Consider the following 20,093-nt stretch of genomic DNA (forward strand, 5'->3'; position numbering starts at 1 on the left):
GATCGCCCGCGTCCTGCAACGCATCCTCGCCCTGACCGCCGCCATCTGGCACAACGACCACACCGGCCAGCCGATCATGCGCTCCCTGACCGCCTACGACCACTAACCCTAGGAATCAATCATCTAGGCCCCGAAGTACCGGTCCAGCACGGTCGCCGCGCCGTCGTCGAGGACCGTGCCGGTGACCGCGTCGGCGACCTCCCGCACGGTGGCCGGGGCCTGCCCCATGGCGACGCCGTGCGCGGCCCACCGCAGCATCGCCACGTCGTTGGAGCCGTCACCGATGGCCAGCGTGTCCTCTTCGGACACGCCGAGCTCGGACCGCAGGTCCTCCAGCGCCGCACCCTTGGTCACGCCGGGGGGCGACAGCGTCAGCCACGGTTCGGTGTGGTCGCACGACGCCGTGACGCCGGGCAGCTCCACGTCCAGCAGCCGCAGCGCCAGCTCCTCGGGCGTGCGACCGACCCAGCGCATGACCATCCGGGACGTGGGCGTGGCCACCAGCTCCTCGTAGGGGACCTGCCGCACCTCGCCCCACAGGTCGCCGTCGGGGAACCGGCCGTACGCCAGGTTGCCCACCCCGGTCAGCTCGACCGCGAACACCGAGTCGGGCAGCACGGCGCGCAGCCGCCGCACCGACGGCCCGGGGTCGAACTCGACCTTGCGGATCACCTCGCGGGTGGTCGTGTCCCACCACACCGCGCCGTTGGAGCAGATCGCGGTGGTGCCGCGCAGCCCGAGGTCGTCGATGATCGGCCGGGTGCCGACGAGGCTGCGGCCGGTGGAGAGGACGACGTGCGCGCCGTGGTCGACGGCCCGCCCGATGGCGGCGCGCACGGCGGGCGAGATGTCCTCGCGGCCGACGGGCGTGATGGTGCCGTCGATGTCCAAGGCGATGAGGCGCGGTCTCCAGGTCACTGGTGTCACCCTACTGGGCGACCATTACTGAACCGTGGTTCAATAACCCCGTGGCACGACCGAAGACGATCACGGACGAGCGGTTGCTCACGGCCGCGGCGGAGGTGATCGGGCGCAAGGGACCGAACTTCACCGTCGCCGACGTGGCCGAGCAGGCCGGTGTCTCGGTGGGCACGGTGGCCGGGCGGTTCGGCTCGAAGAGCGGCCTGCTCCAGGCCCTGACCAGGCAGACCACCGCGGCCAACGAGCGGCGGATGCGGGCGGCCGCGGCGGCGCGGCCCGACCCGGCCGACGGGCTGCGGGCGGCGCTGCTGACCTGGTTCGAGGGCATGACGGACCCCGTCGAGGCGCAGAACCACCTCGCCCAGCTCGGTGTCGACCTGATCGACCCGCAGCTGCGCGCGCTGCTCGCCGACCTGTACGAGGCGACCGAGCGGACCGTGCTGGAACTCACCCGACGGGTGGAGCTCCCGCGCGGTCCCGGACCGGAGCGCGCGGCACGGGTGCTCACCGGGTTGCTCTACGGCGTGTCGATGGACTGGTCCGTCCGACCGCGCGGCGAGCTGGCCGACCGGCTGGCGCAGGACGTGGACGCGGTGCTGGACGCGTGGAAGGGGAGATGATGTCGGCGTTGCAGGGCAAGGTCGCGGCGGTCACGGGGGCGACGCGGGGCGCGGGCCGCGCCATCGCGGTCGAGCTGGGCGCGGTGGGCGCGACGGTGTTCGTCGGCGGCCGGTCGACGCGCGAGCGCAAGTCGCCGATCGGCCGGGACGAGACGATCGAGGAGACCGCGGAGCTGGTCACGGCGGCGGGCGGCCGGGGCATCGCGGTGCGGTGCGACTTCACCGTGCCCGCGGACGTGGACGCGTTCCGCGCCCGCGTCGAGGCCGAGGCGGACGGCCGGCTGGACGTCCTCGTGGACGACGTGTGGGGCGGTGAGGCGGACACCGAGTTCAAGGTGTTCTGGGAGCAGGACCTGGACCGCCAGCTGCGGATGTGGCGCAACAGCCTGGAGGCCCACTTCGTCGCCCTGCACCGGCTGCTGCCGCTGCTGGTGCGCCAGCCGGGCGGGCTGCTGGTGGAGGTGACCGACGGCGACAGCGACGAGTTCTACAGCGGGTCGCTGGCCTACGACTCGGTGAAGGTCGCGATCCGGCGGCTCGGCACGGTGATGGCGAAGGAGCTGGAGCCGTTCGGCGGCACGTCGGTCGCCGTCACGCCCGGGTTCCTGCGGTCGGAGCAGATGCTGGAGCACTTCGGCGTGACGGAGGCGAACTGGCGCGACGCCATCGCCAAGGAGCCGCACTACGCGATGTCCGAGACGCCGCACTACGTGGGGCGCGGCGTGGCGGCGCTGGCCGCCGACCCGGACCGCCACCGGTTCACCGGCAAGGCGCTCGCGTCCTGGACCCTCATGCGGGAGTACGGCTTCACCGACCTGGACGGCTCGCGGCCGGACTGGGGCCGCTGGTACGAGGAGGTCTACAAGGCGGGCGTCGACCCGACCACGGTGGACGCGTCGAAGTACCGCTGACCGGCGTGGCACTGGTCCGGCCCGGTCAGACGTCGCCGGGTCGGACCAGCCCCGTCTCGTACGCCAGCACCACGGCCTGCACGCGGTCGCGCAGGTCGAGCTTGGCCAGGATGCGCCCCACGTGCGTCTTCACCGTGGCCTCGGACAGGAACAGCTTGCGCGCGATCTCGGTGTTCGACAGCCCCTTGGCGATCAGCACCAGCACCTCGCGCTCGCGCTCGGTCAACGCCTCCAGCACCGCCGCGTCCCGCAGCTCGCCGCCGCCCTCGCCGAGGAACCGGCTCAGCAGCCGCTTGGTCACCGAAGGCGACACCACCGCGTCGCCGCTGGCCACCGCGCGCAACGCCGACACCAGGTCACCGGGCGGCGTGTCCTTGAGCAGGAAGCCGGACGCGCCGTTGCGCAGCGCCGACAACGCGTACTCGTCCAGGTCGAACGTGGTCATCACGAGCACCTTCGCGGTGCCCGCCTCGGCGATGCGCTTGGTCGCCTCGACCCCGTCGAGCACGGGCATGCGCACGTCCATCAGCACCACGTCGGGCCGCAGCCGCTCCGCCAGTTGCACGGCGTCCAGGCCGTTGGCGGCCTCGCCGACCACGTCGACATCCTCTTGCGCGCCGAGCACCATCCGGAAGCCCATCCGCATGAGCTCCTGGTCGTCCACTAGCAGTACGCGGATCACGCCGTCCCTTCCGTAAGACACCCGCACCCTATGACGGGACCAGCGGCAGCACGGCGCGGACGCGCCAACCGCCACCGGGGTTGGGGCCCGCTTCCAGGGTGCCGCCGAGCACGCCCGCGCGTTCCCGCATGCCGATCAGCCCGTTGCCGCCGGACACCGCGACCAGGTCGTGGGGCGTGCCGAACCCGTCGTCGGCCACCTCGACCTCCACGTGGTCGCCCGCCTGGGTGACCCGGACGGACGCCGTGGCGCCGGAGCCCGCGTGCTTGAGCGTGTTGGTCAACGCCTCCTGCACGATCCGGTACACGCCCAGCCCCAGGCCCGCGGGCAGCGCGGACAGCTCGCCCGCCGTCTCCAGCCGCACGGGCAGCCCCGCGGCCCGGCAGTTCTCCGCCAGCTCGTGCAGGTCGCCCGCGTCGGGCTGGGGCACCCACTGGGTGCCGGACTGGTCCTCCGACCGCAGCACGCCCAGCAGCCGCCGCAGCTCGGTCAACGCCTGCCTGCCGGTGTCGGCGATGGTGCGCACCGCGGCCTCGGCGAGGTCCGGGTTGGTCCTGATCGCGTAGCTCGCGCCGTCGGCCTGCACGACCATCACGCTCACCGCGTGCGCGACCACGTCGTGCAGCTCGCGCGCGATCCGCGACCGCTCCTCGCCGACCGCGATCCGCGCCTGCTGGTCGCGTTCGGTCTCCAGCAGCTTCAGCCGTTGCTCCAGCTCCCGGTTGTAGGCGCGGCGGGCGCCGACGAACTCGCCCATCGCCCAGCTGAACCCGAACACCGCCGCGATCACGAACACCATGAACGCGGCCTCGACGCCCGCGCCCATCGGCCACAGGGCCCACACGAACGTGCCGACGGCCAGCCAGATCGCGTAGACCAGGCCCTGGCGCCTGCCGACGTAGGCGACCATCGTGTACAGCGCGACGGCGAGCGAGAAGTCCGCCAGCCGGACCGGCATCCCGGTGGCCAGGTCGCCGTGGGTGAGCAACTGGAGCGCCCCGCCGAACAGGATCACGTAGGACGACCCGAGCGGGTGCTTGCGGCGGAACACCACGGGCACGATCAGCATCGCGCCGACGAACAGCAGCGTCGAGCTGGGCACGGTCGACTGGTTCGCGCCCAGCACGCCCAGGTCGAAGACGACCAGCAACCCGGCCATCAGGGAGTCCCCGAAGACCGGGTGCGCTCGCATCCACAGGCTCAGCCGCCGCACGTGACCAGGTTAGGTACCGGCCCGCCCGCGGCGCGTCGCGCCACGGGCTGACCTGGACTAGTCCTCCAGGCGGATGAGCTACCTGGTGGTCTTGATCTGCGTCGGGTCGATCTTCTCCTCGGCGGTCTGCGCGACCGGCACGCGGGGCGCGGGCGCGCCGTGCACCGGCTCGACCCGCGTCTGCGCCGGCACGGACCGCTGCTGCTCGTACTGGCGGTGCTCCTCGGCCATCTCGTCGGCCAACTGCTGCTGGAGCTGCCGGTCGCGGATGCGGCCCAGGATCATCATGGTGATCGCGTGCACCAGCGCCAGCACCAGCAGCATCACGCCGAGCTTCACCACGATGTCCTTGACCGGGTCGCCGGTGTTGACCGTGACGATCGACACGATGGCGAGCAGCCCGAGCACCACGAGGTGGAACAGCACGGTCGCCAGGCGGGTCATCGACCTGGCCGCCTCCGGGTCGCCGTACGCCCGGCTCATGTACCCCCGGCCGCTGCGATAGATCAGCTGACCGTCGATCAACACCAGCACCACGCCTAGCAGCAGGAACACCGCATATCCCTGTTCCATGGCGGACCTCCCTCGTCGGTCGCGGAAATACCCCCGTAGCCGTGTTCGCAAACCGGACGCCACCCGCACGTGGCACGATCTCCGGCGTGACGACGCAGGCCAAGCAGCTCGCCGGTCCGCTCTCGGCGGCGGTCGCGAACCTGTGCGTCGGCTTGCGGCCGCAGGTCTCGCCCGCCACCGCGGCGGGCCTGGGCGAGGTGCTGCGCCGGCTGTCCGCGCCGTTGCAGGTCGCGGTCGCGGGCCGGATCAAGTCCGGCAAGTCGACGCTGGTCAACGCGTTGATCGGCCGTCGCGTCGCGCCGACGGACGTGGGCGAGTGCACCCGGCTGGTGACCCGCTTCCAGTACGGCACGGTGGACCGCATCGAGGTGGTGTTCACCGACGGCCGCAAGCAGGTGCTGCCGTTCGAGGCGAACGGCTCGATCCCGCCGGACCTGGGCGTGGACGTCGACCGCGTGTCGCACATCGAGGCGTACCTGACCAACGCGGTGCTGCGCGACCTGACCGTGATCGACACCCCCGGCCTCGGCTCGCTCGACGCGGCGTCGGTGGCGCGCACCGAGGCGTTGCTCGGCGGGGAGCTGGACCCGGTGTCGCGCAACGCGGTGGCCGGCGCGGAGGCCGTGCTCTACGTCGTCACGCAGGGCGTGCGCGCGGACGACCAGCAGGCGCTGGCCGCGTTCACCGCCGCCACCGCGAGCCGCGACGCGGGTCCGGTGAACGCGATCGCCGTGCTGAACAAGGCCGACACGATCGCCGCCGAGACCGTCGAGGGCTCGGACGGCGACACCTGGAAGGCCGCCGTGCTGCTGGCCGAGCGGCAGGCGCTCACCCTCAAGCCGCGGGTGGCCGACGTGCTGCCGGTGATCGGCCTGGTCGCCGAGTCGACCGAGACCGGCGGCTTCACCTCGGCCGACGCCGACGCGCTGCGCAAGCTGGCCGAGCTGGACGACGCGACCCGCGAGACCATGCTGATCTCGGCCGACCTGTTCGTGGGCTGGGAGTGCGACGTGCCGGTCGGCACCCGCACCCGGCTGCTGGAGAAGCTCGACCTCTACGGCGTCCGCAAGGCGCTCGAAGCGCTCGACGCCGAGCCGGGCATCACCGCGGGCGCGCTGCGCCGCAAGCTGCTCGACGCCTCCGGGCTGGACGGCGTGCGGGCCAAGCTCAACGCGGTGTTCCGGTCGCGGGCCGACGGCATCAAGGCGGCGGCGGCGCTGGCGTCGGTGACGTCGCTGGCCGCCGCCTCCGGCGACCCGAACGAGCGGCAGCGCGTGCACGACGCGATCGAGGTGCTGCTGGCCAAGCCCGAGGCGCACCAGCTGCGGCTGCTGGAGGCGTTGACGCTGGTCGCGTCCGGCGCCGTGGCGATGCCCGGCGACCTGGTGGAAGAGGTGCTGCGGTTCGGCAGCTCGCCGGAGGTGTCCGAGCAGCTCGGCCTGCGCGGCAGGCCGCCGCAGGAGCTCATGGCCTACGCGCTGGAACGCGCGGGCTGGTGGCGCTCCTTCGCCTCGTTCGGCGCGACGCCCGCGCAGAGCCGGGTGGCGCACGTGGTGCACCGGGCGTACTTCCTGATCTGGCAACAACTGCGGGGACGGCGATGAGCGGAACGGAACAGGGCGGCACGGCGTCCGAGCACGCTGTGGAGACCCACCCAGGAGCGGCAACGCTGGAGACGACCATCGCCGACGAGCTGCTGGACCAGGCGCTGGCCGAGCGGCGCGCCTTGGTGCAGCTGTGCCTGTACGCGCTGGACCGCGCGCGCAGCGCCGGGGTGGTGGAACGGCTCGAAGAGGGCTTGGCGGCCATCGGCGTGACCGCGTTGCGGCCCGACGGCGAGCGGTTCGACCCGTCGCGGCACGAGGCGGGCGGCACGGTGCCGACGCAGGACGCGTCACTGGACGGTGTCGTGGCCGAGACCGAGGTGGTCGGCTTCGCCGATCGCGGCCGGACGCTGCGGGCGCCCGTCGTCACCGTCTACACCGCGCGATGAGCAGCCTGCCGCAGACGGTCCGGCAGACCCGGGAGAGGCTCACCACCCTGGTCCGCTCGCTGGACCCGTCGGCCGCGTCGTTCGTCGAGACCCGCAAGGCGGGCCCCGCGTCGGTGGTGGTGGTCGGCGAGACCAACCGGGGCAAGAGTTCGCTGGTCAACGCCCTGCTGGCGACGCCGAACCTGTCACCGGTGGACGCCGAGGTGGCCACCGCGACCTACCTGGTGTTCCGGCACGGCGAGGAGTGGTCGGCGCGCGCCTGCTACGCCGGGTCGATGTCGCCGGTGCCGTTCGACCGGTCCGAGATCGTGAACTGGGTGTCAGCGGCGCACGAGCTGCCCGAGGGGATGCTGCCGCCCCGGTACGTCGAGGTCGAGGCCCCGGTCCCGCTGCTGGAGCGGCTGTCGGTGGTCGACACGCCGGGCGTCGGCGGGCTCGACGCGGTGCACGGCGAGCTGGCCGCCGAAGCCGCCGCGTCGGCGACCGCGCTGCTGTTCGTGGTCGACGCCTCGGCCCCGTTCACGCGCGGTGAGCTGGAGTTCCTGCGCACGGTCGGCGAACGCGTGGAGACCGTCGTGTTCGCGCTGACCAAGGTCGACCAGTACCGGGGGTGGCGGCAGGTGCTGGAGGCGGACCAGGCGTTGCTGGCCGAGCACGCGCCGAGGTTCCGGGGCGCGACGTTCCACCCGGTGTCGTCGCGGATGTTCGAGCTGGCGGCCAAGGCGCCCAACCCGGACGCGGCGGCGATGCTGCGCGACCGGTCGGGGATCGGCGCGTTGCAGGCGGCGTTGCAGGAGCTGGTCGTGGGCCGGGCGGCGATGCTCGGCGAGGCCAACGGGCTGCGCGCGCTGGCGACCGTGCTGGACGAGCTGATCGCGCGCAACGAGGCGGACAAGCGGGCGTTGTCGTCGGGCGAGGAGGAGGCCGAGACGCTGCGGGAGCGGCGCGACGAGCTGAACTCGCAGCGCCGTTCGTCCACCCGCAGTTGGCAGGTCCGACTGCGCGGCGAGGTGCAGCGGGCCCGGGTGGAGGGCTCGCACGAGGTCAGCCGCCGGATGCGGGACGTGCAGACGTGGTTCCGCACGGCGATCGACGCGGCCGACCGGGAGCGGTTGGCGGCGTTGCCGCAGGAGGTCGACGCGGCGTTGCAGCTGGTGTCGGGCCGGATCAGCGCCGGCCTGGCCGCGCGGCTGGCCCGGGTCGCCGACGCGGCGCTGGCCGACCTGTTCTCGCCGGAGGAGCTGGCGGTGATCCGGGGCCAGTTCGCGCGCGGCGTGACGCCGCCGGTCGTGCTGCGCCCGCCGGAGAAGCGCGCGCCGACCGCCGAGGACAAGCTGCTGGTGTTCATGGGCGTGTCCGGCGGGTTGGGCGCGGGCCGGCTGGCCGCGATGCCGCTGGCCGGGCTCGGGGTGGCGGCGCTGAACCCGATCGTGCTGCCGGTGACCATCGTGCTGGGGCTGGGCGCGGGCTGGTGGATGGCGCGGACCAGGAAGCACTCGGCCGACAAGCAGCACCTCAAGCAGTGGCTGTCGGATGCCATCGCGGACGCCCGGTCCACTGTGGACCAGCTGGTGGCCGGGCAGCTGATCGAGGCCGAGCAGCAGTTGTCGCTGGCGCTGGACGACGCCCTGGGCAAGCGGGTGGACGCCATCGAAGCGGAGCTGCGCGAGGTCGACAAGGCGCTGCGGATGGAGGCGGGCGAACGCGCCAAGGCGTTGCAGGCCGTCACGCGCCGCCTGGCCGAGCTGACCGCGGGCCGGGCGAAGGTGGACGAGCTGCTGGCCCGCATCCGCGCCGTCCGCGACCGCGCCTGAGCTCCCGGCCGGCCGCAACCGGCCAAGCACCGCCCGTGCTCCCGCCCCACCACCACCCTGAGCGTGTCAGGAGGTGACGCGGAAGGGGGCACGATGGGTGCGGGCCAAGTGCACATGGACGTGGACGCCGTCCGGCGGCACATGGAACAGGTCGCGGACGTCGGTCGGGAGGTCGCGGCCACGTGGGCCGCCCGCGGCCAGGAGTTGCGGTCGCTGGAGGCGGGCATCGGCTCCGGGCCGATCGGCGCCGCCATCCGGGCCGCCTACCTGCCGCCCGCCCAGGCGGTCGCCGACGCGGTGGCGAAGATCCCCGGGCTGTACACCGCGATGGCGCGAGCGGGCCGGTCCTCGGCCGACGACTACGAGCGGGCCGACCGGGCGGGCGCGGGTGCGCTCGCCGGGGCGGCGGGCGGTCCGGCGTCGGGTCCGATCGACCCGAGCAGGCTCTGATGGCGGTGCCGGAGCCGCCGTCCGACTTCGGCTTCTGGCCGCGGGTCCGGGCGATCACGGGCTGGCCGGACACGGACGAGACGGCGCTGGACGCGATGTCCGCCGCGTGGGCCGGTGGCGCGGGCGGCCTGGAACAGGCCGCGGGCGTGAACTTCGACGGCGTGCGGAGTTCTTGGGATGACACCGGCGGCGGCGAGTTCACCGCGGGGATGAGGACGGTCTCCGGCACGGTCACGCGGCACGCGCGGGACGTGCGGGAGCTGGAGACGTACACCCGTGAGGCCGGGCAGGTGGTCGGGCAGACCAAGGTCGCCATCAACGACGTGATCCGGTCGACCGCACCCGTCTACGGCGCGATGGAGCTGCTGCCCGCCGGGGTGCGGGGCGTGCTCCAGCCGGCGTGGATCGTGAAGGTCGCCCAGGTCATCGCCAAGCTGATCGAGAAGGCCGCCAGGGCGTTGTCGCGCGGCCCGAAGGTCAACGGTGGCGGCGCGCCGCGCCCGCCGGCCGCGCCTGCGTTGCCGCGGCTCACGTCCCGGCAGCTCGACGACGCGCTCGCCTACGCCAAGCGACCGCAGGCGTTGGACCACGTGTTCGTGCCCAAGCACAAGCTCGACGCGTTCCTGCGGGAGTCCGGCAGCCGCGAGGCGGCGATGGAGCGGATCATCCGTAGCCTTGACCCGCCGCCCGTGGCGACGGGGAAGTTCGAGGTGCAGCGCGACATCGGCGGTCACCTCATCACCATCCGCGGGTTCGTGCACAACGGCGTACCCAAGATCGGAACGGCATTCATCCCATGACACAAGGCAGCGAACGCCCGCTCAGCGACCGCGAACAGCTGGTCGTGGCCAAGATCTTGTCGGTCGCCGCGGGCACGGGACCGCTCGTCGCGCAGCTACCGGTCGCCCGGATCGTCTCGGGCCCCATCACCTTCCTCGACCTCGCCGTGCCCGACGACGCACCGCGCGCCGACCTCGCCGACGGGTTGCTCCCGATCACCGCCGACGTCACCGACGCGGACGGCGGGTACATCGGCGAGATCCTGCTGTGGATCGAGCACGGCCGGTTGTCCGCCCTGGAGTACGCGTGGGTGACCGACGACCCGCCGACCGAGTGGCCCGAGCCCGAGCGGGTCCACGTCGAGTACCGGATCGGGTGACCGCGGTCGGTCCCCGGTCGCCGGGTCGGTTCGGGGATCCTGCATCGTCGCTGGTGGCGGGGCCGGTTGGCCGCTCGCGGTCGGTTCGCGGGCCGACGCGCGGTGCCGCCGCACCCGCGCCGTCCGCGACCGCGCGTGAGCACCGGGTGACCCGGCGTGGGAACTTCCCCGGCGGAACCGAACGGGCATAACGTGAGTCCAACCGGTACAGGACGCAGGAGGGTGGGAAACGGTGTACATCGACGAGACAGGCGCGGCCGACGGCGAGCTGAAGGTCACGGTCGGCGACGAGGAGTACACCGCCGAGGCGAACTACGACCTCGACCAGGACGGTGTCGAGGAGAGCGCGGTCGTGGAGACCGACGACGGCGGGCACCTGGCGTTCAGCGACACCGACGGTGACGGCGAAGCCGACCTGATGAGCACGTTCGACGCCGACGGCGAGCTCACCGGGCAGGCCGAGTTCGACGAGGACTCCGGCGAGTGGGTCGCCGTGGAGCCGACCGACGACCGCTCCGAGCAGACCAACACCAACGCGGGCAAGTCGATCGTGGTGGACGTGGAGGGCGGCGACGACCAGAACGTCGGCCCCGCGACCGAGGACACCGACGGCGACGGCCGCGCCGACACCGCCGTGGTCAAGGACGAGGACGGCGACACCTGGCTGTTCACCGACGCCGACGGCGACGGCACCGCCGACCTGGCCACCGAGATCACCCAGGACGGCGAGGTCACGGTCTCCCGGCACACCGGTGACGACGAGTGGACCCAGGTCGAGCACGGCCGCATCGGCGAGGACGGCAAGTACGCCCCGGACAGCGACGAGGCGTGGTCGGAGGAGGAGAAGGTCACCGTGTCGGGTGTGGTCCGGATCGACTCCGTCACCGGCCAGTGGATCAGCCCGAACTGAGCGTGACGAGCGCGGGCGCGCCACCCCCGTCAGCCGGGAGGCGGCGCGCCCGAGGACCGCTCAGGACCGCACGAAGCTCGCGATGTCGGACAGCACGAGGGTGTCGGCCAGGAAGCCGAGGTGGGTCTGGCAGAGCACGTAGTTGTTGTTCGCGCCGCTCAACGGCGTGCTGGTGTAGGGCAGGATGACGCCGTCGCACGGCGAGTACCACGTCGCGTAGCGGGTGCTGCCGGGCGTCTCGTCGCCGCTGCTGATCTGGTTGATGAACGACGAGCCCGGGTACATCTGCTGGCAGGTGACGAAGACCAGGCACGCGCCCGCGGCGGTGGTGCCGTGGTTCGCCCCGGCGATCGAGGCCAGGTGGCTGACGTTGACGTTGCCGCCGAGCACCTTCAGGTAGTACTGGCTGACCAGTCCGCCCATCGAGTGGTTGACGATCGCCACCTTCGGCTGGCCGGTCTGCGCCTTGACCCGCTCGACGAACGTGGCCAGGCCGCGGGCGTTGGCCACGTTGTCGCCGTACGAGTTGTACTCGTAGGCGAACAGGCGGGTGCTCGACCACCCGGCGGCGCGGAACACGGACTCGGCCGCGACCCAGTTCGAGGCGCTGCCGGTGTACCCGTGGACGAAGACGACGGGCGTGCTGGTCGCGGCGTTCGCCGCGGGGACGGGCGCGAGCAGGGCCAAACCGAGTGCCGCCAAGACTCCGATGACTCGACGCACGTGGTCACCTCCTGATGCGGGGAAAACCTGCCAGGAGCGTCTCGCCCCGCGGCCGCGGGGCGCATCGGTGCAATCACTTGTCCCGACGACCGCCTGATCGTGCCCGTCGGGCCGTCCCGACCGGGTGGACGAGGCGCTGGGCGGCCGGTCCCGGTTGCTCCCCCAATCCGTTGGGGCGCAAGTGAAAGGGGTCGTCGAACGCGTTGCCGAGATCGCCGGGCGGCCGTTCCTGGAACGGTTGAGAAATCCGGTCATTTCGGTGCGGCAATTTTTCCGCTGCCTCGTGAGAGCGCTCCCATCACTTCGCGGTTCAGTCACTTGAACGTGTGGCGATCAACGCACCGCAGGCCCTTGCATTCCGGTGACTAAAGCCCAGGTCACAGGGCGATTTTGGGGTGATCGGGTGCTGAATCGATTCCAGAATCGGTTTTGTGAGCCAGCCGACAGGTCGGAACTGCGTTACCCGGGATTAACCCGGCTAACCTCCGTCTATCCCTTAAACGGCACGCCCTCCACCGGGCGGGCGGAGCCATTCGCAGAGGACGTCCCACCAGGACAACGGCGTCCACCGTGGGCTGGCGCTCAGCTAGGAGACGAGACGAGATGACGGCAGTGACCATTCCCGGTCTCGACCACGCACCGACCAACCACGCGCGCCTGGTGTCCTGGGTCCGTGAGGTCGCCGAGCTGACCTGCCCCGATGAAGTGGTGTGGGCCGACGGCTCCCAGGACGAGTGGAACCGGCTCACCGCCAAACTCGTGGACGCGGGCACCTTCGTTCCGCTGAAGAAGAAACCCAACTCGTTCTGGGCGGCGTCCGATCCCACCGACGTGGCGCGGGTCGAGGAGCGCACGTTCATCTGTTCGGTGGACCCGCAGGACGCGGGGCCGACGAACAACTGGATGGATCCCGCCGAGATGAAGGCGATCATGACCGACCTGTACCGCGGGTGCATGCGCGGTCGGACGATGTACGTGATCCCCTTCTGCATGGGCCCGCTCGACGCCGAGAAGCCGATGCTGGGCGTGGAGATCACCGACTCCGAGTACGTCGTCGTCTCGATGCACATCATGACCCGCATGGGCACGAAGGCGCTGGCGCGATTCGGCGACGACGCCGAGTTCGTCCAGGCGCTGCACTCGATCGGCGCGCCGCTGGAGCCGGGCCAGGCCGACGTGCCGTGGCCCTGCAACGAGACGAAGTACATCACGCAGTTCCCTGAAGAGCGGATGATCTGGTCGTTCGGCTCGGGTTACGGCGGCAACGCGCTGCTGGGCAAGAAGTGCTACTCGCTGCGCATCGCCTCGGTGATGGCCCGCGACGAGGGCTGGCTGGCCGAGCACATGCTGATCCTCAAGCTCACCTCGCCGGAGCAGAAGTCCTACTACATCGCGGCGGCGTTCCCGAGCGCGTGCGGCAAGACCAACCTGGCCATGCTGGAGCCGACCATCCCGGGCTGGAAGGTCGAGACCCTGGGCGACGACATCGCCTGGATGCGGTTCGGCGACGACGGCCGGCTGTACGCGGTCAACCCGGAGAACGGCTTCTTCGGCGTCGCGCCCGGCACCGACTACCACACCAACCCGAACGCGATGCGCACCATCGCCAAGGGCAACTCGCTGTTCACCAACGTCGCGCTGACCGACGACGGCGACGTGTGGTGGGAGGGCATGGGCGAGCCGCCCGCGCACCTGACCTCGTGGAAGAAGCAGGACTGGACGCCGGACGGCGACGAGCTGTCGTCGCACCCGAACTCCCGCTACTGCACGCCGATCGCCCAGTGCGACATCAAGGCGCCGGAGTGGGAGGACCCGAAGGGCGTGCCGATCTCGGCGATCTTCTTCGGCGGTCGCCGGGCCACCACGATCCCGCTGATCACCGAGTCGCGCGACTGGCAGCACGGCGTGTTCATGGGCGCGACGCTGTCCAGCGAGACGACCGCCGCGGCCGTCGGCAAGACCGGCGTGGTCCGGCGCGACCCGATGGCGATGCTGCCGTTCATCGGCTACCACGCGGGCGACTACTTCCAGCACTGGATCGACACCGGCAAGTCGGCCGACGCGGACAAGCTGCCGAAGATCTTCTACGTGAACTGGTTCCGCCGCGGCGAGGACAAGCGGTTCCTGTGGCCCGGGTTCGGCGAGAACTCGCGCGTGCTGAAGTGGGCCGTCGAGCGCATCGAGGGCAAGGCCGCCGCGGTGGAGACGCCGATCGGGCACGTGCCGACGCCGGACGCGCTGGACCTCGACGGGCTCGACGCGCCCCGGGAGGACATCGAGGCGTCGCTGGCGTTCGACGCCGACGAGTGGCGCGCCGAAATCCCGATGATCGAGGAGTGGTTCGCCAAGATCGGCGAGAAGGTGCCGACCTCGCTGCGCGACGAGCTGGAGGCGCTCAAGCTCCGCCTCGGCTGAGCCCGCACCCCCGAGACGTTCTCGGCGTGAGACCCGGTGGCCAACGGCGTCCACCGGGTCTCTTTTTGGTTGCTCCGGGTGATTTACGGCTCGTCCGGAGGTACCAAGGAGTGGTGACCCAGCAGGACGACTTCCTGGGTGGCCTGCACTACGACCGCGTGCCGGAGGCGGAGGTCGGACCGGACCCGGGAGTCGTGCGGTATCACCCGGTCGAGGCCGCGGGCCGGCGGGAGCGCCCGCGCGTGTCGGCGTGGTGGCACGTGCTCGGCTTCGTGCTCGGCGCGGTCGCCGCCGCCCTCGGGGCGCTCGCGTGGGGCTACGGGCTGGACCAGTTCGACGAGGTGCGGCTGCGCGGGCTGGTGGCGTTGGGACTGGCGGGACTGCTGGTGGGTCTGGTGTCGCTGGGGAAGCTGTCCCCAGCCGCGCCCCTGGCCGCCGGGTTGGCCGCAGTCGGGGGTTCGGTGCTGTACGAACTGGGTACCTTCCCCTTCTTGCCCGTGCTCAGGCCGGTGTTCGACAGCGGCGCGCCCGTCTTGGTGGGCGTGTTGCTGGTGGTGCTGTCCTGGCGCCGGCGCTAGTTGTCCACAGGTTGTGGACAGAGCTGTGCACAGCCTGTGGGTCGGTAGTCCTCAGGCGGGCAGGGGGTTGCGCCCCAGGCCCCACAGCCGGCCGCTGAACGGTCGCGTCGCCTCGGCGTAGCAGACCGCCGACGTGTACCCCTCGGACCACGCCTGGCTGCCGAACGCCCGCCAGGACGCGAACACGTCCTCCCGCGGCGCGCCGACGTAGTTCGTGACGGCCTTCGCGCAGTGCTCGGCCGCCTTGGCGTTCACCTGGTCGAGGGACGGCGCCGGATCGTGGGGATTACCGAGAGCGAGCACCCCGGGGACGGCCTCGGCCTTGTGCGGTTGGTCGCAGGCGGTGATGCCGGGATCCTTGGCCTCGCCCGGCGACGCGGTCGCGCACAGTTGCACCGTGCCGAACCCGGCCGCCTTGAGCAGGTCCCTGGCACTGGTCTTGCGCCGCGCCCGAGTGCCGTCCGGCTTCAGCTCCACCACCGTGCACACGCGCCAGCGGTCACCCCGGGCCCACCCGTCCCGGCTCGGCCACAGCGCGTGGGCCTGCAACCGGGTGGCGTCGTGGTCGGGGCTGCCCAGGTACGCGGTGAGCGCGGCGCGGCACGCGGGCAGCGCGGCCCGGCGCAGGTCGCGGTCGTTCGGGTACTCCGCGCCCAACCCGTCGAGCACGCCCACCTCGGTCACCTCGGCGTCGTGCTCGGCCCGGCAGTCGAGCGCCTCCAGGCCGGTGTCCGTGCACTGGCCCGCCTTCGGCAACTGGTCGGCGGTCGGGGTGAGCGAGGGGCGGACGACCTCCGCGTCCGGCACGCCCTCGACCGGGGCCGTGCAGGCGGCGAGCGACAGCGCGGCCAGTGCCACCACCGCCGCCCGCCAGCCGCTCACGCGGTCAGAGTACTGACACCAGCGCGGCCACCTGGTCGGCGATCGCCCGGCGGTCCCGCTCGAACGCCGCGTCGGTGAGCGCGGTCGGGTCGACGGGCTGGCCGAGCACCGGCGTGTGCAGGTGCCCGCCGGCGACCGAGGTGGCCGCCAGCCCGAGGCGCAGCCGGTTCGCCCGGTACATCGACTCGTTGGACAGGTAGTCGCCGCCGCTGCCGCTCGCCGCCGCGGCGCCCGGGGTCGGCTCGTCCGCGCGGCAGCTCAGCGTGCCCGTGCCGGGGACCGCGCCGAGCGGCCACTCGCAGAACTCGCGGTTGTAGCGGACCGGGAACGGCCCAGTGGCGGCGGCGACCATGCGCTCGTGCGGCAACGTCGTCTCGATGAACTCCAGCGCGGGCTGGGGCCACCCGACCGCGTCCGGCACGACACCGCGCGACGAGAAGTCGTCGTTGTCCGGGTACCCGCCGCGCCACCGCCCGGCCCACCGCTCCACGTCGAACTGCCCCGGCCGGCCCTGGCTGACCGTCACCAGCGCGTCGGGGTGCGCGGACAACGCCGTGCCGTAGAACCGCTCCACGACACCCCGGTCGAACGCGCCCCACAGCACCGGCAGCACGGCGGCCTCCACCACCGCGGGTCCGGACGGCGTGTCCAGCACCCGGCCGTCCAACCGCAGCGCCGCCGCGCCCGCCGGGTTGCTGCGCCGCACGGACGTGCCGCTGAGCTGGAACGGGTCGAACCCGGTGACCGCGATCCGCCGGACGCCGCTGCCGAACCGCACGTGTTCCACGCCCCGCGACGTGCGGTCGAACCCGTCGACCAGCCTCGCCCGCTCGGCCGCGCCCAGCGCCCAACCGCGGGGCTGCCACTGCCGCAGCGCCTTCGTCGCGAGCAGCCGGGCCCAGTACAGCGGCCGGTCGTCGTAGGAGTCCCAGGTCTGGGGCGACTGCGCCCGCTTCACCGCCTCCTGCCAGAGCTCCGTACCGGCCGCGACCACGTGGTACATCGCCTGGGCGTGGGAGATCGGCTCGCACAGCCGGGCGGTGAACCGGCCGACCTCGTCCTCGAAACCCGCCAGCCGCACCAGCTCGGGCCCGACCTCCGGCCCGGTGGGCGTGAGGCGGTCGTCCAACCGCTGTTCCTCGACGGTGGTGGGCGCGGTCGGGTCGAAGCACGGCGCGGGCTGCGCGTGCGCGACGCCGGGCAGGGTGAGGAGGGACAGACCGAGCGCGAAGGCCATCACTGAGCGGAGTCGTCTGGTCACCCCGAGATGCTCTCCGACGCGACCGGGTGACGGAACCCGCCGAACGGGCCCAGTGCCTGGCGCACGCCCGTTTCAACAATCCTCCAATACCTCATTTGCGCTGCGTGCGGCACTAGACTCGGTCACCATGACCACAGCTCAGACCATGACCACAGCTCAGGCGGACGGCTGGCTGGCCGCCCTCGCCAAGGACCGCGGCGACCTCGACCGCTCCAGCACCGCCGAGCGCGTGGCCGACAAGCTCCGCACCCGCGTCCTCGACGGCGACATCACGCCCGGGCAGCAGCTCAACGAGAAGGCGCTCGGCGAAGCCCTCCGCGTCTCCCGCAACACGCTGCGCGAGGCGTTCCGCCTGCTCACCCACGAACGCCTGCTCGTGCACGAGTACAGCAAGGGCGTGTTCGTCCGCCGCCCCGGCGTGCCCGACATCGTGGACCTGTACGCGGCACGCCGGGTGATCGAGTGCGGCGCGGTCCGCCGCTGGCCGCACGTGGGCGACGACGCCAGGCAGGCCGTCCGCGACGCCGTCGCCCTGGGCCTGGCCTGCCGCGAGCGCGACGACTGGACCGGCGTCGGCACCGCGAACGTCAAGTTCCACCAGGCGATCACCGCGCTGGCCGGCAGCGCCCGGCTGGACGAGGAGATGAAGCGGCTGCTCGCCGAGGTGCGGCTGGCGTTCCACGTGATGGGCGACCCCGAGGAGTTCCACCGCGACTACCTGCCGTTGAACGAGTCCATCGTGGACCGGCTCGACGCGGGCGAGGTTCGGCAGGCCGAAGAAGCGTTGCTCACCTACTTCGACCGCGCGGAGCAGCACTTGGTCACCGGCCTGCGGTCCAAGCGGTAATTGGTCACGATCCAACTACGTCACCCGTCGGTAACCCACCCGACATGGTGACTAGTGTCCCCCGTCCGACCTACCATGCGCGACACCGCGTAACCGGGCCGCCGTACGGAGGGGCACATGCCTTCAGCTCGAAAATCCAGCCTCCGCTGGAGCAACTGGAACCTGCTGCTGCTGATTCCGCTGCTCATGCTCGTCACCCCTTGGTTCAACTCCGATGAGCCGAGGGTCCTCGGGCTGCCGTTCTTCTACTGGTACCAGTTCGCCTGGGTGCCGGTGGGCGTCCTCTGCGTGGGCCTGGTCTACGTCAAGACCAAGGACGAACCCGTGGTCGAGGGCAAGCCCGACCGGCTCGGCGTGGACGACCTGGACGAGGGGGCCAAGTAATGCAGTGGACCGAGTTGATGGTGTTCAGCGCGCTGTTCCTGCTGGTCACCGTCCTGGGCTTCGTCGCGGCGAAGTGGAAGGCCGGCGACACCCTCGACCACCTGGACGAGTGGGGCCTGGGCGGGCGCAAGTTCGGCTCCTGGATCACCTGGTTCCTGGTCGGCGGTGACCTCTACACGGCGTACACGTTCGTCGCCGTGCCCGCCCTGGTCTTCGGCGCGGGCGCGCTGGGCTTCTACGCGCTGCCCTACACCATCGTGCTCTACCCGATCGTGTTCCTGCCGCTGGTGCGGATGTGGTCGGTGTCCCGCGTGCACGGCTACGTGACGCCGGCGGACTTCGTCCGCGGCCGCTACGGCTCGCACTGGCTCGCGCTGCTGGTCGCCATCACCGGCATCGTGGCCACCATGCCGTACATCGCGCTGCAGCTCGTCGGCCTGGAGGCCGTGCTGCGCACGATGGGCCTCAACGGGTCCGGCATCCTCGGCCACCTGCCGCTGTTCATCGCGTTCGTGATCCTGGCGCTCTACACCTACCAGTCGGGCCTGCGCGCTCCCGCGCTGATCGCGTTCGTCAAGGACACGCTGATCTACATCGTCATCCTGGTCGCGGTGATCTACCTGCCGTCCAAGTTCGGTGGCTGGGGCACGATCTTCGACACCGCCCAGGCCAAGTTCGCCGCCACGGAGAACAAGGCCGACGGCATCCTGCTCACCGCCAACAACCAGCTCCAGTACGCCACGCTGGCGCTGGGCTCGGCGCTGGCGCTGTTCCTGTACCCGCACTCGCTGACCGGCATCCTCGCCTCGCGCGGCCGCAACGTGATCAAGCGGAACATGGTCGCGCTGCCCGCGTACTCGCTGCTGCTGGGCCTGCTGGCGATGCTGGGCTTCGTCGCCATCAGCGCGGGCGCGAAGCCGATCACCAACCAGGCCACCGGCCGGCCGGACACCAACACCATCATCCCGGTGCTGTTCGGCCAGGAGTTCCCGAGCTGGTTCGCGGGCGTGGCGTTCGCGGCCATCGCCATCGGCGCGCTGGTGCCCGCGGCGATCATGTCGATCGCGGCGGCGAACCTGTGGACGCGCAACATCTACAAGGAGTACCTGAAGAAGGACGCCACGCCCGCCCAGGAGGCCAAGCAGGCCAAGCTGGCGTCGCTGGTGGTGAAGTTCGGCGCGGTCGCGTTCATCGTGTTCATCGACCCGCAGTTCTCCATCGACCTGCAGCTCATCGGCGGCGTGATGATCCTGCAGACGCTGCCCGCCGTGGCCATCGCGCTCTACACCCGCTGGTTCCACCTGTGGGGCCTCATCGCGGGCTGGGTCGTGGGCATGGGCTACGGCATGTACCTGCTGTACAACATCGGCAACCCGGCCATCGGCAAGGCGCACTTCGCCGGTTCCGCGCTGCCGCTGGACAAGCTGTCGCTGTTCGGCTGGCACCCGTTCGCGGGCTCGACCGTGCAGATCTACGTCGGCGCGGTGGCCGTCGTGGCGAACCTGCTGGTCGCCGTCATCGTCACGCTGATCGCGAAGCGGGCCAAGCTGTTCAACGGCACCGACGAGACGCAGGGCGACGACTACCACGTGGACGAGGACAGCGACCGGGTCAAGCCCGTCGCGGTCCACTAGATGATTGATTCCAAGGGTTAGGACGCCTGGAGACGTGGGGCGAGGGTGTCGATGTACGGGTTGTGACGACCGACATTGACACCCTCGCGACCGCACTCTATGTCAGAACCGACGACCTGCTGA

General features: G+C 71.6%; 21 protein-coding genes. 14 read left to right on the forward strand and 7 right to left on the reverse strand.

Translation table 11 applies throughout. The features are described 5' to 3' along the window. Positions 1–123 precede the first annotated feature (123 nt). Positions 124–918, reverse strand: coding sequence for an HAD family hydrolase (locus tag LZG04_RS41215; protein ID WP_233827403.1), 795 nt, complete (start codon positions 916–918; stop codon positions 124–126). 50 nt (positions 919–968) lie between these two features. Between LZG04_RS41215 and LZG04_RS41220 the strand changes: the two genes are divergently transcribed. Together LZG04_RS41220 and LZG04_RS41225 are read left to right on the forward strand one after the other, a co-directional pair. Continuing rightward, complete coding sequence (locus tag LZG04_RS41220; RefSeq protein ID WP_233827404.1) at positions 969–1,541, forward strand: TetR/AcrR family transcriptional regulator; 573 nt, start codon at positions 969–971, stop codon at positions 1,539–1,541. Further along, positions 1,541–2,452, forward strand: a complete 912-nt coding sequence (locus LZG04_RS41225) for an SDR family oxidoreductase (protein WP_233827422.1) — start codon at positions 1,541–1,543, stop codon at positions 2,450–2,452. The genes LZG04_RS41220 and LZG04_RS41225 overlap by 1 nt, the downstream gene beginning before the upstream one ends. Positions 2,453–2,477: 25 nt before the next feature. Here the strand turns inward: LZG04_RS41225 and LZG04_RS41230 are convergent, their stop codons facing one another. The 3 genes from LZG04_RS41230 to LZG04_RS41240 all read right to left on the reverse strand — a co-directional run bounded on the left by LZG04_RS41230 (position 2,478) and on the right by LZG04_RS41240 (position 4,920). Further along, positions 2,478–3,134 (reverse strand): response regulator transcription factor, encoded by a 657-nt coding sequence (locus LZG04_RS41230; protein ID WP_233827405.1) that lies wholly within the window; start codon positions 3,132–3,134, stop codon positions 2,478–2,480. Between the two features lie 28 nt (positions 3,135–3,162). Continuing rightward, positions 3,163–4,326: a sensor histidine kinase gene (locus LZG04_RS41235; protein WP_233827423.1), complete on the reverse strand. Its 1,164-nt coding sequence runs from the start codon at positions 4,324–4,326 to the stop codon at positions 3,163–3,165. Between the two features lie 99 nt (positions 4,327–4,425). Beyond that, positions 4,426–4,920, reverse strand: a complete 495-nt coding sequence (locus tag LZG04_RS41240; RefSeq protein WP_233827406.1) for a hypothetical protein — start codon at positions 4,918–4,920, stop codon at positions 4,426–4,428. Positions 4,921–5,006: 86 nt separating this feature from the next. On the opposite strand from LZG04_RS41240, the gene LZG04_RS41245 reads away from it, so the two are divergent. The 7 genes from LZG04_RS41245 to LZG04_RS41275 all read left to right on the forward strand — a co-directional run bounded on the left by LZG04_RS41245 (position 5,007) and on the right by LZG04_RS41275 (position 11,246). Then, positions 5,007–6,524, forward strand: coding sequence for a dynamin family protein (locus LZG04_RS41245; protein ID WP_233827407.1), 1,518 nt, complete (start codon positions 5,007–5,009; stop codon positions 6,522–6,524). After that, complete coding sequence (gene grpE, locus LZG04_RS41250) at positions 6,521–6,913, forward strand: nucleotide exchange factor GrpE (protein WP_233827408.1); 393 nt, start codon at positions 6,521–6,523, stop codon at positions 6,911–6,913. The genes LZG04_RS41245 and grpE overlap by 4 nt, the downstream gene beginning before the upstream one ends. Beyond that, positions 6,910–8,727, forward strand: coding sequence for a dynamin family protein (locus tag LZG04_RS41255; protein ID WP_233827409.1), 1,818 nt, complete (start codon positions 6,910–6,912; stop codon positions 8,725–8,727). The genes grpE and LZG04_RS41255 overlap by 4 nt, the downstream gene beginning before the upstream one ends. Positions 8,728–8,820: 93 nt before the next feature. Then, positions 8,821–9,177, forward strand: coding sequence for a hypothetical protein (locus LZG04_RS41260; protein WP_233827410.1), 357 nt, complete (start codon positions 8,821–8,823; stop codon positions 9,175–9,177). Continuing rightward, on the forward strand, positions 9,177–9,977 hold the full coding sequence (locus tag LZG04_RS41265) for a hypothetical protein (RefSeq protein ID WP_233827411.1): 801 nt from the start codon (positions 9,177–9,179) through the stop codon (positions 9,975–9,977). Before LZG04_RS41260 ends, LZG04_RS41265 begins: the two co-directional genes overlap by 1 nt. Then, a complete protein-coding gene (locus tag LZG04_RS41270; RefSeq protein WP_233827412.1) occupies positions 9,974–10,336 on the forward strand; it encodes a hypothetical protein in 363 nt (120 codons plus the stop codon). The genes LZG04_RS41265 and LZG04_RS41270 overlap by 4 nt, the downstream gene beginning before the upstream one ends. Positions 10,337–10,568: 232 nt before the next feature. Further along, on the forward strand, positions 10,569–11,246 hold the full coding sequence (locus tag LZG04_RS41275; RefSeq protein WP_233827413.1) for an MSCRAMM family adhesin SdrC: 678 nt from the start codon (positions 10,569–10,571) through the stop codon (positions 11,244–11,246). Between the two features lie 60 nt (positions 11,247–11,306). Here the strand turns inward: LZG04_RS41275 and LZG04_RS41280 are convergent, their stop codons facing one another. Then, positions 11,307–11,969: a triacylglycerol lipase gene (locus LZG04_RS41280; protein ID WP_233827414.1), complete on the reverse strand. Its 663-nt coding sequence runs from the start codon at positions 11,967–11,969 to the stop codon at positions 11,307–11,309. A 603-nt stretch (positions 11,970–12,572) separates the two neighbouring features. Between LZG04_RS41280 and LZG04_RS41285 the strand changes: the two genes are divergently transcribed. Both LZG04_RS41285 and LZG04_RS41290 read left to right on the forward strand, forming a co-directional pair. Beyond that, complete coding sequence (locus LZG04_RS41285) at positions 12,573–14,384, forward strand: phosphoenolpyruvate carboxykinase (GTP) (protein WP_233827415.1); 1,812 nt, start codon at positions 12,573–12,575, stop codon at positions 14,382–14,384. A gap of 113 nt (positions 14,385–14,497) precedes the next feature. After that, positions 14,498–14,962, forward strand: a complete 465-nt coding sequence (locus LZG04_RS41290; RefSeq protein WP_233827416.1) for a hypothetical protein — start codon at positions 14,498–14,500, stop codon at positions 14,960–14,962. A gap of 51 nt (positions 14,963–15,013) precedes the next feature. Here the strand turns inward: LZG04_RS41290 and LZG04_RS41295 are convergent, their stop codons facing one another. Next, positions 15,014–15,844: a septum formation family protein gene (locus LZG04_RS41295; RefSeq protein ID WP_233827417.1), complete on the reverse strand. Its 831-nt coding sequence runs from the start codon at positions 15,842–15,844 to the stop codon at positions 15,014–15,016. Positions 15,845–15,848: 4 nt separating this feature from the next. Further along, the gene (locus LZG04_RS41300; RefSeq protein WP_233827418.1) at positions 15,849–17,105 is read right to left on the reverse strand and encodes a hypothetical protein; all 1,257 of its coding nucleotides are present in this window, start codon (positions 17,103–17,105) and stop codon (positions 15,849–15,851) included. A 127-nt stretch (positions 17,106–17,232) separates the two neighbouring features. Here LZG04_RS41300 and LZG04_RS41305 point away from each other — a divergent pair, with 127 nt between their 5' ends. The 3 genes from LZG04_RS41305 to mctP all read left to right on the forward strand — a co-directional run bounded on the left by LZG04_RS41305 (position 17,233) and on the right by mctP (position 19,970). Continuing rightward, complete coding sequence (locus LZG04_RS41305) at positions 17,233–17,952, forward strand: GntR family transcriptional regulator (RefSeq protein WP_233827419.1); 720 nt, start codon at positions 17,233–17,235, stop codon at positions 17,950–17,952. Between the two features lie 117 nt (positions 17,953–18,069). Further along, on the forward strand, positions 18,070–18,336 hold the full coding sequence (locus tag LZG04_RS41310) for a DUF3311 domain-containing protein (protein ID WP_233827420.1): 267 nt from the start codon (positions 18,070–18,072) through the stop codon (positions 18,334–18,336). Continuing rightward, a complete protein-coding gene (mctP, locus tag LZG04_RS41315; RefSeq protein ID WP_233827421.1) occupies positions 18,336–19,970 on the forward strand; it encodes a monocarboxylate uptake permease MctP in 1,635 nt (544 codons plus the stop codon). Before LZG04_RS41310 ends, mctP begins: the two co-directional genes overlap by 1 nt. Positions 19,971–20,093 lie beyond the last annotated feature (123 nt).

This window comes from Saccharothrix sp. S26 (assembly GCF_021390395.1).
Lineage (GTDB): Bacteria > Actinomycetota > Actinomycetes > Mycobacteriales > Pseudonocardiaceae > Actinosynnema.